Annotated in this window: 11 protein-coding genes; 1 reads left to right on the forward strand and 10 read right to left on the reverse strand. The window is 29.1% G+C overall.

Going from position 1 to position 12,650, the window contains the following annotated elements; translation table 11 throughout:
• Positions 1-21: 21 nt before the first annotated feature.
• The 7 genes from KI686_RS00735 to KI686_RS00765 form a co-directional block, all read right to left on the reverse strand.
• On the reverse strand, positions 22-486 hold the full coding sequence (locus tag KI686_RS00735; protein WP_237587311.1) for a hypothetical protein: 465 nt from the start codon (positions 484-486) through the stop codon (positions 22-24).
• Positions 487-604: 118 nt separating this feature from the next.
• Positions 605-3,562, reverse strand: a complete 2,958-nt coding sequence (locus tag KI686_RS00740; protein ID WP_237587312.1) for a leucine--tRNA ligase — start codon at positions 3,560-3,562, stop codon at positions 605-607.
• A 143-nt stretch (positions 3,563-3,705) separates the two neighbouring features.
• A complete protein-coding gene (locus KI686_RS00745) occupies positions 3,706-4,248 on the reverse strand; it encodes a DUF2911 domain-containing protein (RefSeq protein ID WP_237587313.1) in 543 nt (180 codons plus the stop codon).
• 96 nt (positions 4,249-4,344) lie between these two features.
• Positions 4,345-4,461: a FeoB-associated Cys-rich membrane protein gene (locus KI686_RS00750; RefSeq protein ID WP_237587314.1), complete on the reverse strand. Its 117-nt coding sequence runs from the start codon at positions 4,459-4,461 to the stop codon at positions 4,345-4,347.
• The gene (gene feoB / locus KI686_RS00755; protein WP_237587315.1) at positions 4,461-6,572 is read right to left on the reverse strand and encodes a ferrous iron transport protein B; all 2,112 of its coding nucleotides are present in this window, start codon (positions 6,570-6,572) and stop codon (positions 4,461-4,463) included. The genes KI686_RS00750 and feoB overlap by 1 nt, the downstream gene beginning before the upstream one ends.
• Position 6,573: 1 nt before the next feature.
• Complete coding sequence (locus tag KI686_RS00760) at positions 6,574-6,804, reverse strand: FeoA family protein (protein ID WP_237587316.1); 231 nt, start codon at positions 6,802-6,804, stop codon at positions 6,574-6,576.
• Between the two features lie 51 nt (positions 6,805-6,855).
• A complete protein-coding gene (locus KI686_RS00765; protein ID WP_237587317.1) occupies positions 6,856-7,536 on the reverse strand; it encodes an SCO family protein in 681 nt (226 codons plus the stop codon).
• A gap of 169 nt (positions 7,537-7,705) precedes the next feature.
• Between KI686_RS00765 and rseP the strand changes: the two genes are divergently transcribed.
• Positions 7,706-9,052, forward strand: coding sequence for an RIP metalloprotease RseP (gene rseP, locus KI686_RS00770; RefSeq protein WP_237587318.1), 1,347 nt, complete (start codon positions 7,706-7,708; stop codon positions 9,050-9,052).
• A gap of 508 nt (positions 9,053-9,560) precedes the next feature.
• Here rseP and KI686_RS00775 read toward each other — a convergent pair.
• From KI686_RS00775 to KI686_RS00785, 3 genes are all read right to left on the reverse strand, one after another.
• Complete coding sequence (locus tag KI686_RS00775; protein WP_237587319.1) at positions 9,561-10,985, reverse strand: flotillin family protein; 1,425 nt, start codon at positions 10,983-10,985, stop codon at positions 9,561-9,563.
• 5 nt (positions 10,986-10,990) lie between these two features.
• Positions 10,991-11,560, reverse strand: a complete 570-nt coding sequence (locus KI686_RS00780; RefSeq protein WP_306665738.1) for a hypothetical protein — start codon at positions 11,558-11,560, stop codon at positions 10,991-10,993.
• Between the two features lie 409 nt (positions 11,561-11,969).
• A complete protein-coding gene (locus KI686_RS00785) occupies positions 11,970-12,524 on the reverse strand; it encodes a DsrE family protein (RefSeq protein WP_237587321.1) in 555 nt (184 codons plus the stop codon).
• Between the last annotated feature and the right edge of the window lie 126 nt (positions 12,525-12,650).

The following is a 12,650-nucleotide window of genomic DNA, read 5'->3' on the forward strand; positions in this document are numbered from 1 at the left end:
TCTTATTAAAATTTATCAAAATTATTCTTCTTTTATTCTTTTTGTTTTCATTGTTAAAAGATCATCAAAATCTCCATCTTCATCCCAATCATATTTACTTTTACCTATAAAACCTTCATCGGTTTTTGTTATATGATAAGACACTTTCATATCTCTACCTGCATAAAAGAAAGCAACAAAAAGCGAGTCTTCCTCAACCTTCCAAGTTCCGTCTGTATTTAAAAAATGTTCTCCTTTTTTGTTTACAAACCATGCAGAAAAAGTTCCGTCATCATTATATTTAGATTGTGCTATTTGTTCTGTTCCTTCTTCAAATTTATCTTCATAAATACTTAACGAATCTGATTTCTTAAAAGTATTCATTTCTAATTTTAAATAAGTTGTTTGCCAAGTATCAACCATATAATCTTTGGTAGAAATTTCTTTTTTACAACTAACAAAAAGCATTCCAACAAAGGCAATTAAAATAAAAGTTTTTATATTCATAATTATAAATTTTAAATAATTTAAAGATAGCCAAATAAAAAAGCCACTACAACTACTGTAATGACTTTTAAGTTTATTTTTACATTAACATTAAAGTTAAAAAAGAGTTTAACTTTTTTTAACCAACTATGTTTACAATTTTACCAGGAACAATAATTACCTTTTTAGGAGTTCTACCATCTAATTGAGCAATTGTTTTCTCATGTGCCATTACGGTTTTTTCTATTTCTTCTTTTGATAAATCTAAAGGAAGTTCTAAAGTAAAACGCATTTTTCCGTTAAAAGAAATTGGATAATTCTTAGCACTTTCTACCAAATGTTTAGGTTCAAAAATAGGGAAACTTGCTGTAGAAATAGATGCTGTATTACCCAACAAACTCCATAATTCTTCTGCAATATGTGGTGCATAAGGAGAAACTAAAATAGCTAAAGGCTCTAAAATAGCACGTTTATTACATTTTAAAGAAGTTAACTCGTTTACAGCAATCATAAACGTAGAAACCGATGTGTTAAAAGAAAAGTTTTCTATATCTGCTTCTACTTTTTTAATGGTTTTGTGTAATGCTTTTAACTCATCTTTAGTTGGTTCTGCATCAGAAACTTCAAATTTATCTCCGTTAAAATACAGTTTCCATAATTTTTTTAAGAATGATGAAACTCCAGAAATACCAGAAGTTTTCCAAGGTTTTGCTTGTTCCAAAGGTCCTAAAAACATTTCGAATAAACGTAAACTATCTGCACCATATTCTTCGCAAATAGCATCCGGATTTACCACATTGTATTTAGATTTAGACATTTTTTCGACTTCGCGCCCTACTTTATAGACACCTTCTTCTAAAATAAATTCAGCATTTTTATAATCTGCATTTAATGCATGATTTTTAAACCCTTCTATATCTAATTCATCTGAGGCATTTACCAAAGAAACATCTGCATGAATTTCAGATTTAGTAATCATTACTAAGTCTGCAAAATTAGGATTCAATAATTTTTTATCTAATAAATAATTTTTAACAACTGTTTCAAATTCATCATCAGAATTAAATAAATTTTTAGAAACAAATATTGTTGGTATATTTTCTATAACATCATCGTTAGATTTATCTATAGCACATCCATTTTTAACAAAAAATGTTGCTTTATAAACAAAAGCAGATGTTCCTAAAATCATTCCTTGATTTATTAGTTTCTTTGCAAACTCATCAACAGGAACAATGTTTTTATCAAATAAGAATTTTTGCCAGAAACGCGCATATAATAAATGCCCTGTTGCATGCTCAGAACCACCAATGTATAAATCTATTTCTTTCCAATAATTTAAGGCTTCTTTGCTTGCAAATTCTTCAGAATTTTTAGCATCCATATATCTATTAAAATACCAAGAAGAACCAGCCCAACCAGGCATAGTGTTTAACTCTAAAGGAAATACAGTTTTGTTATCTATTAAATCATTAGAAACAACTTTATTGTTAACTGTATCCCAAGCCCAAACTTCTGCATTTCCTAAAGGTGGTTTTCCATCTTCAGTTGGCAAATATTTTTCTACTTCTGGCAATACAATTGGCAAGTATTCTGCATCAATCATTTGCGGCATTCCCTCTTTGTAATATACAGGAAATGGTTCTCCCCAATAACGTTGTCTACTAAAAACAGCGTCACGCAAACGGTAATTTATTTTTCCGTAACCAAAGCCACGTTTTTCCATTTCATAAATGGATAATTTTAATGCTTTTTTATATTTTAATCCCGTTAAAAAGTCTGAATTCGCAATAACAGTTCCTTCTTTATCTGCATGTGCAGCTTCAGAAATATCTACACCTTCAAAAATATTTGGAATTTCGATTCCAAAATGTTTTGCAAAATCATAATCACGTTGATCTCCACAAGGAACCGCCATAACTGCTCCGGTTCCGTAACTTGCTAAAACATAATCTCCAATCCAAATTTGAATCTTTTCTCCAGAGAAAGGATGAATTGCATAAGCACCTGTAAAAGCACCAGAAATGGTTTTTACATCAGCCATTCTATCACGTTCAGAACGTTTAGCTGTAGCTTGCTGATATTCTTCTACTATTTTTCTTTGGTCATCTGTCACGATTTGTGATACTAACTCATGTTCTGGCGCTAATGTCATAAAACTAACTCCAAAAATTGTATCTGGCCTTGTTGTAAACACATCTATTTTAGCATCATGTCCATCAACATTAAAAGAAACCATTGCTCCTTGAGAGCGACCAATCCAATTTGTTTGAGAATCTTTTAAAGGTTGTGGCCAATCTATTTTTTGTAAACCATCTAATAAACGTTGTGCGTATGCAGAAATTCGCATAGACCATTGTGTCATTTTTTTACGAACAACAGGATGTCCTCCACGTTCAGAAACTCCGTTTACAATTTCATCATTAGCCAAAACGGTTCCTAAAGCAGGGCACCAATTTACTTCTGTATCCGATAAAAAAGTTAGTCTATATTGTAGTAGAATTTCTTCTTTTTGGGTTGATGAAAAAGCTTTCCATTCTTCTGCAGAAAAAGCAATAATTTCTTCATCACAAACAGCCTTTACTGTTGTATTTCCTTCATTTTCAAAAATTGAAATTAAAGTAGAAATATCTTCTGCTTTATCTGTATTTATATTGTACCAAGAATTAAAAAGTTGGATAAAAATCCATTGTGTCCATTTATAATATTCTGGACTAGATGTTCTAACTTCTTTGCTCCAATCAAAAGAAAAACCAATTTTATCTAATTGTTTTCTGTATGTAGCAATGTTAACTTCTGTAGTTTTTGCAGGATGTTGCCCTGTTTGTATTGCATATTGTTCTGCTGGTAACCCAAAAGAATCATAACCTTGCGGGTGCAATACATTAAAACCTTTATGACGTTTGTAACGCGCATAAATATCACTTGCAATATACCCTAAAGGATGCCCAACGTGTAAACCTGCTCCTGATGGGTAAGGAAACATATCTAACACATAGTACTTAGGTTTATCAGATTGATTACTAGCTTTAAAAGTTTGGTTTTCTGCCCAAAATTTTTGCCATTTCTTTTCTATCTCTAGGTGATTATATTGCATTCTAATTTCTTTAATTTAAGCAACAAATTTACGTTTATTCTTTAGAAGATTAAAGTAAAAATCAACTTGCTCAAAATGGTGTTTTTAAGCATTAAAAAAAGCGTAAACTTTGTTTACGCTTTTTTTAATAAATATATAATATTTTAAAATTCTATTGGTAAAGAAACTATTGTGTTTCCCCATCCCATAAACATTTCAATTTTATTAGATTCTCCTTCTAAAACAACAGAAAAAGCTTCTATAACATCTTTAGAGTTAGAAACTTCTGCATTAACTCTAACTACATCTTCTTCTTCTTTATAAAAATAAGAACCCCAAACATTTTTTGCTGTACTTAAAATTATTGTCCATTCGTTATCAGAAGGTATAGAAAACATCGTATATCTTCCTGCTTTTACTTTTTTACCACCAAATGTTACATCTTTATAAAAATAGATCTCAGTTGCTTCATTTGCTCCAGTTCTCCAAACTTTATCTTTTGGAGCTAATTTTTCTAAATCTCTACCTTTTAATTGAGGTCTACTGTAAATTACTTTTACAATTTTATTAGCCTCTTTATAACTTGTTGGATAAGATGCCACATCCATAGGACTTACATCTAATTTAGGAAATTTCTGTGCAGAAAATTCTGAACTAAACATTAATGTGATCGCAAAAATTGCAAAGGTTAAGATTGATTTTTTCATTTTATTTTTAATTAATTTTATTATTTAAGTCTATTAGGTCTTATAAAATATAAAACCTTACACTTTAATTGTTCTAATTTTCTATTAAATAATTAATTAATGACAATCACAATCCGTGCCACAATTGCCTTTTTTCTTTGATTTAAAAAAATATTTTTTAATTAAAAAAGCAACAGCAAAAAAAAGAATTATATAAACAATTATTTGTTGCATTAACTAAGAATTTGATAAGTTATAAATGAAGAAACATAAGCTAACAAAGCCAAACCAAATAATTGAATTAAAGGCCATTTCCAACTTTTAGTTTCTCTTTTTACAATAGCCAATGTTGCCATACATTGCATTGCAAATGCATAAAAAACCATTAAAGACATACCTACAGGAAAATTAAAACGTTTATTTCCTGTTTCGGGATTAATTTCTGAAGACATTTTTTGTTTAATTGTAGTTGTATCTTCATCATCTGCTTCTACACTATAAATAGTTGCTAAAGTACCAACAAAAACTTCTCTTGCTGCAAAAGAGGTAATTAAAGCAATTCCTATTTTCCAATCATAACCCAAAGGCTTTATAACTGGTTCTATAGATTTTCCTAGAACACCTATGTATGAGTTTTCTAATTTTACAGATGCTATTTTTTGTTGGATTTCATCATCACTTAAACCCTGATTAACAAAATTTTCTGTAACATATTTTTCTGCATTATTATACTTTTCTCCTCCGTTAGAGGCTAAAAACCACAAAACAATAGATAACGCTAAAATTATTTTACCTGCACCAAAAACAAATGCTTTTGTTTTTTCCACAACTTCATAAAATACATTTTTTATAGATGGTAATTTATAATTTGGCATTTCTACCACAAAAAAAGATTTCGATTTTACATCTAATGTCTTATGTAAAATGTATGCTGCTAAAACTGCAGATGCAAAACCTAAAGCATACAAAGCCAATAATACTAAACCTTGTAAATTTAAAAAACCAAATACTTTTTTATCTGGAATAACCAACGCAATTAGAATTGCATAAACTGGCAAACGCGCAGAACAAGTGGTAAAAGGTGTTACTAAAATGGTAATTAATCTTTCTTTCCAACTAGAAATGGTTCTAGTAGCCATAATTGCAGGTATTGCACAAGCTGTACCAGAAATTAAAGGAATAATACTTTTACCATTCATACCAAAACGTCGCATAATTTTATCCATTAAAAACACGACACGACTCATGTAACCGGTTTCTTCTAAAATGGCTATAAATAAGAAAAGAATGGCAATTTGAGGTATAAATATAATAACCCCGCCAATACCTGGTATAATTCCTTCTGTCAATAAATCTGTTAAAACTCCTTCTGGTAAATTATCTTTTGTAAAGTCTGCAATTTCTGCAAACATTGCATCAATAAAATCCATTGGAATAGAAGCCCAATCGAAAATAGATTGGAAGATAACTAATAACAAAATCACGAAAAAAACATAACCAAAAACTTTATGCGTAAAAAACCTATCTAATTTACTACGTAAATCTTTTGCTTTACTTTTATCTACAATATATGTTTTTTTAAGAATTTTATTAATTTCTTGATATCTGTAAATAGTTTCTTTATGCTGATATTTTTTAAGTTTAGTAATATCTTTTTTAAAGTCTAGTAATTTTTGTTTTTCTTCTGATGAAATTTCTTCTGGATAATTATTTTGAGTAACCATCAACCATAATTCATACATAGAAAAATTAGGACTAATTTCTTTTAATTTATCAAAATAATCTGGGTCTATTTGATGATTTATCCCACAAAGTGGTGATGCTTTTGCTGCAACATGACAACGAATTATAGCTTCTTTTACATCATTTATACCTTCGTTTTTTCTTGCACTTATTAAAACAACTTCTGTATTTAATTCTTCTTTTAATAAAGATAAATCTATAGAAATTCCTTTTCTACTCATTTGATCAACCATATTGATTGCCAAAACTGTCGGGATTTCTAAATCTTTAATTTGTGAAAATAACAGTAAATTTCTTTTTAAATTTTCTACATCTGCAACCACCAAAATTACATCTGGCGACTCTTTTATATCCTTTTTTAATAAAGTTTTTAAAACAATACTTTCATCTATAGAAGTAGGATTTATACTATAAGTTCCTGGTAAATCTGTAATAATTGCATTTTGTGTTTCAGACAGTTTACTTTTACCTTCTTTTTTGTCTACAGTAATTCCTGGATAATTACCAACTTTTTGATTTAAACCTGTAAGCTGATTAAATAATGAAGTTTTTCCTGTATTGGGGTTACCTATTAAAGCAACTTTTATATCATTTTTAGACATACTATAAACTTACTTTAAGTATTTTTATTTGAGATGCAGTTTCTTTTCTAATTGCCAAATGACTGCCATTTACACAGATGTAAAGAGGATCTTTTAATGGCGCAATTTGTACCAATTGCACTTCTGCACCAGGCAAACAACCCATTTCTAATAATTTTAAAGGAATAAAATCTAACGATTCTTCAGAAATATAACCTATTTCTCCTTTTTGTAACGTAGCTATTGTACTCAATGAATTTTATTTGGAATGCAAATATAAGAATTTAGAATCGTTCTAAACAACTTATTTAGAAGCATATTCTTCTTTTAACAGAACAATATCTTCTTTTAACTTTTCCATATCTTCCTTTTCTGTTCCGTCATAATATCCGCGAATGCGTCTTTCTTTATCAACCAAAACAAATTGCTCTGTATGTATAAAATCATTCTCATCTCCATTTCCTTCATCTAAAACAGCAAAGTAACTTTTTCTTGCCAACTCGTAAATATGCTTTTTACTTCCGGTTGTTACATTCCATTTTCCATCAATAACACCTTTTCTTTCTGCGTATTCTTTTAAAACGGAAACACTGTCTATTACAGGAGTAACAGAATGAGAAAGAAACATAATATCATCATCATCTTTGTAATATTCTTGCAACTCATTCATATTATAAGCCATTGCAATACAAATTGTTTGGCAACGAGTAAAGAAAAAATCTGCTACATAAATCTTATCTTTATAATTATTATTTGTGATGATTTCTCCGTTTTGATTCATCAATTCAAAATCTGCAATGGTATGATTTTTTTGAATGTGCAACATACTATCATCTACCAATCTTGGGTTTACATCTGTAGGATTATAAATTTTAAGACGATTGTCTACCTTTAATAAATGATAAAAAACAGGAAGAGAAACAGCAGAAAAAACAATAAAAAAAATAAGTGTAGGTAACGACTTTTTAAAGAAATTAAATTCCATAAATTAATTTTACGTACAAATTTACGACTTAAAACCTCTACATAAAAACAAACAAAAACAAATACTTTGTAAAATCTTTGTTAAATTAAAAATCAAGTTCTTTCAGTTCTTTTTATACTCTCTTTAAAAACGTACATTTGCCTTTATTATAATTATGATTTAACGCTGAATGGAAATATTAATAAAAGCATCGCAATTTATTTTAAGTTTATCTTTATTAATTGTATTGCACGAATTAGGGCACTTTATCCCCGCAAAATTATTTAAAACTAGAGTAGAAAAGTTCTACTTATTTTTTGATTATAAATTTTCTATTTTTAAGAAAAAAATTGGCGAAACCGTTTATGGTATTGGTTGGATTCCTTTAGGTGGATATGTAAAAATATCTGGTATGATTGATGAAAGCATGGATACCGAACAAATGGCTTTACCACCACAACCTTGGGAATTTAGATCTAAACCAGCTTGGCAACGTTTAATTATTATGTTAGGTGGGGTTTTTGTAAATTTTGTACTAGGAATTTTTATATACATAATGTTAATGTACACTTATGGAGAAAAATTTTTACCAAACGAAAATGTAAAAGACGGTGTTTGGGTACAAGATTCTTTAGCTATGAATTTAGGTTTAGAAACTGGTGATAAAATATTAACAATTGATGGCGAGAAAATTAAAAAATTCTCTGAATTAACTTTAGGTTTTGTAAACGGTAACGATTTTCAGATAGAAAGAAATGGTGAAGTTGTAGATAAAGAAATTCCTGAAAACTTTATTTCTCAATTAGTAGACAGAGGTAAAGATGCCGGAGCAATTTTACTACCAAGATATCCGTTTGCTATTGCGGCGGTTTCAGAAGATTCTCCTAATATAAATTCTGATATAAAAGTAAAAGATATTGTAATTGCAATTAATGGCAAAGCAATAAAATACTTTGATGAAGCACAAACAGAGTTAGATAAGTTTAAAAATAAAGATATTTCTATAACAGTTAAAAGAGGTATTGAAACAAAAGAAGTTGCTGTAAAAGTTACAGAAGACGGAAAATTAGGTGTTGCTCTAGGGCAACTGTCTTTTAAAGATTTAGAAAAATTAGGTTATTACAACTTAGCAGAAATTGAATATTCTTTTGCAGAAGCAATTCCTGCTGGTTTTAACAAATCTTGGAAAACACTTACAGATTACATTAAACAATTAAAGAAAATTTTTAACCCAAGCACAGGCGCCTACAAAGGTTTAGGTGGTTTTATTTCTATTGGAAGTATTTTTCCTGATGAATGGAGCGCAGAATCTTTTTGGAACATTACAGCATTTTTATCTATAATGCTAGGTTTTATGAACCTTTTACCAATACCTGCTTTAGATGGAGGACATGTAGTTTTTACTCTATGGGAAATGATTACAGGTAAAAAACCAGGTGACAAATTCTTAGAATATGCACAAGTAACTGGTTTTATTATTTTAGTAGCTTTACTTCTTTTTGCTAATGGTAATGATATTTTTAGGTTATTTAAATAATAAATAACCTTTTAATAAAAAAATTATAAAAGCCTTCGAAACAAAAGTTTCGAAGGTTTTCATAACTCAAACCCTAAACGATTGATTTACAAAAGAAAACCAGACATACCTTGTATTACATTGATTACAGGTATAAGCTTTTGTTCCCGGAATTAGTTTAAAAATTGCTTTTCTTCTTATTCTATCCCTTCCCGGAGATTTACATTTCGGACAAGCTTTCATATTATTTATATATTTATTCCCACAGCTAATCTACTAAAAAACAAAGTTTTATGTGTTTATTTTCATTTTTTTGTTCTTAAAACAACTTTTTTTGTTCTTAAAGCAACTTTTAAATTTTTTTAAGACTTTTTTATAAATATTTTTTCAACCTATATATTCTATAGATTTAGACAGCAAACAAACTTTATTACCAGTTTAAATATTTTTTTTAATAATTATATCTAAAAAAAAGAACCCAATATTTAACTTATAAATATTGGGTTCTTTTAAAAAAATCTTTTCTTTTTTAAGAAGGCAAATTATTGTTAGCTTCTTTAGAATCTATAATTTCTTCTCCTGACAATTCTTTACCTTTAAGATAATCTGGCAATTGCATACCTGCCATATTAAACATTTCTTGTAAAGGAGGTACAGCTTTATACATACCAGAAATAAAGTTAGATGTAGATGTTTTTCCATCTTTATTGCTACCATTTTCCCAAACAGTTACTTTATCAATTTTAATATTTTTAATAGCCTCTGCTTGTGTTTTAACTAATTCTGGTAACTTATCTGCAATTAATAATAATGCTGCGTTTTGAGAATCGTTTCCTGCTGCTTTTACAATTTCATCTAAACCTGCTGCTTGTTTTGTTAACACCTCATATAAACCTTGTGCTTCTGCTTGGGCTTTAAATAAAATTGCATCTGCTTCTCCTTTTGCAATTCTTCTAATATTTTCTGCTTGTGCCTCTGCATCAATTTCTACTTTACGTTTGTCTATTTCTGCTGGTACAATAACATCTGCCAATTGAGAAGAACGTTCTCTTTCTGCCCTTGCCAACTCTGCTTCTTGTTCTGCTGCATAAGATTCTCTTAATGCATTTGCAGATTGTACTTTTTCTGATGCAATTGCAGTACGCTCTGCTTCTGCTTCTCTCTGTCTACGTAAAGAGTCTGAATTAGCTACAGCAATTTTTGCTGTATTTTCCCCTTCTACTGCTTGTGCATTTGCTGCGGCAACTTGTGTTCTTTGATCTTGTACTGCGTTAGCCTCACCAATAGAACCATCTCTATTTTTTTCTGCCACAGATTTTCTTGCAGCGTTAATTGCGTGTGCAGCCGCTTCTTTACCCAAAGCTTCTATATAGCCAGATTCATCAACAATATCTGTAATATTTACGTTTATCAACTTTAAACCTACTTTCTTTAACTCGGTTTCTACACTTTGAGAAATATTAGTTAAAAATTTATCTCTATCATTATTAATTTCTTCAATATCCATAGACGCAACTACCAAACGTAATTGACCGAAAATAATCTCTTTTGCCAATTCTTGAATATCTGGCAAACCTAAACCTAATAAACGTTCTGCTGCATTTTGCATAATACCCGGTTCTGTAGAAACACCAATTGTAAATCTACTTGGTACATTTACACGGATATTTTGTTTTGACAAAGCATTTACCAAATTTACTTCTATAGACATTGGCGTTAAATCTAAAAACTCATAATCTTGAATTACAGGCAAAATAAATGCAGCTCCACCATGAATACATTTAGCAGATTCACCACCACCAACTTTACCATACACTACCAAAATTCTATCCGAAGGACATCTTTTGTAGCGTTTTATCATTGCAACTAATAGTATAAAAACAAATAGAATTGCAACTCCTATACCTATTAAACCCGCAAATGGGTTATTTTGTAATATTATTAAATTTAGCATTTGTTTTATTTTTGAGGTTCTATTATTAAAATTCCATTATTTGTTACATCAATCACTTTTATAACATTTCCTTGTTTTAAATCTTCTTTATAATCTGTTAAAGCTTCTAATTCTCTTAAAGCACCTTGTATTTTTACCTGTACTTTCCCAATTTTAGATCTATTTGCACCAACTGTTAAATACACTTCTCCAATAGCATTTAAAGCATTTTGCATTTTTAACGTTCCGCTAGAAGTTAATTTACTGATGTAATAAAACATAGCTGCCATTACAAACATCATTAACAAACCACAAAAAATTGAAATTATAATAGTTGTTGTTTTAGAGTTACCTGCTTCTAAACTTGCAAGTCCGATCCAACCAAAAATAGTAAAAAAGGCTACTAAATTTTTAAAAGTAAAAAACTGAAAACCAACACCTGTATCTGCCTCAATTTCTACATCTACATCACCAATATCATCTGTATCAGCTCCAATAAAAGTACTTATCAAAACAAATAAAAAGAACAATGTAGAAATCCCTGTAACTATCCAATATGTTTTTTCAAAAGAGGATAATTCTAAATACCATTCCATCATAAACAATTAATTTTAAAGTGATTAAATATAAATATTTTTTGACTGAATAAAGTGATTTATTTTGTCAAATAAAAAGATACTCACTAATGTTAAAACCAACTTTTAAAGAGCGCTCTTTTTGTTGATTTTTAGCTTTAATAATTATTTATTAACTCTAGAAATAATAATATAGAAGTATTAAAGTTTGGATGAGTTTCTACTAATTAGTAGTTAAAAAACAAGTTTTGTTACATTTAATCTAAATTACTTAGAAAAAAATTTAAAAATTCTTTTTGTTTAGTAACTTTACACTCAGCGTTAGTTCGTTTAGATTTTTGTCCTAACGATTAAATTTTAAGATATTTTGAAATTAAAGTAAAGTATAAACTGTAAATTTTATCGAGTAAAGTTATTATTAGATACTATGTTAGAATTTAATTAGCGAATAATTTTTCATTTGATATACAGTCAACACACTCATAGCAGATAAAGCCACTTTAACTTCGGGTAACAAATCTGCTTTATTGTATCCGCTATATGACATCGATTGTCCACATAAAAACACTTCGACACCTGCATCCGAAAGAGATTTTATTAAGTTCTTATTTGGGTTATCTACTTTAAATTTTTCTTTGTAAACAGATGATGACAGAGCATCTTTTGTAGAACTTCCATGTAAAACAAGAGCTAAACGAATTTTATTTTTGGGAATTCCATAGCGTACATGCATATTGTAATAACGGTGTAAGCTAGAAATAATAGAGTTTATTTTACTTGGGTTTGTTTGTTTTCTATCAACATCAAAAATAGCTTTTAATTCTTGAGAAGGATCTGGTATAAAATCCAAATTATCAATGGAGAATACAGCTCCAATAGTATCAAAAACCGGACCAGTAGTTGGTTTATTTTTTTGTCCGTAGGATAACGTAACTTGTGTAAGTATTAGTATTGAAAAAAGTAAATATTGAAATTTATGTTGCATTTTTTATTTTATAAATCAGAATAAGTTTCTATCCAAAGACAGCGTATCCGAATGGTTTTCGCTAAAATAATCATTAATTTTATAATTATACTTTTCGTTTAACAATTTCATTCCGTTTAATTTTAC

The sequence above is a fragment of the Polaribacter sargassicola genome (genome assembly GCF_021991835.1).
Taxonomy (GTDB): Bacteria; Bacteroidota; Bacteroidia; order Flavobacteriales; family Flavobacteriaceae; genus Polaribacter; species Polaribacter sargassicola.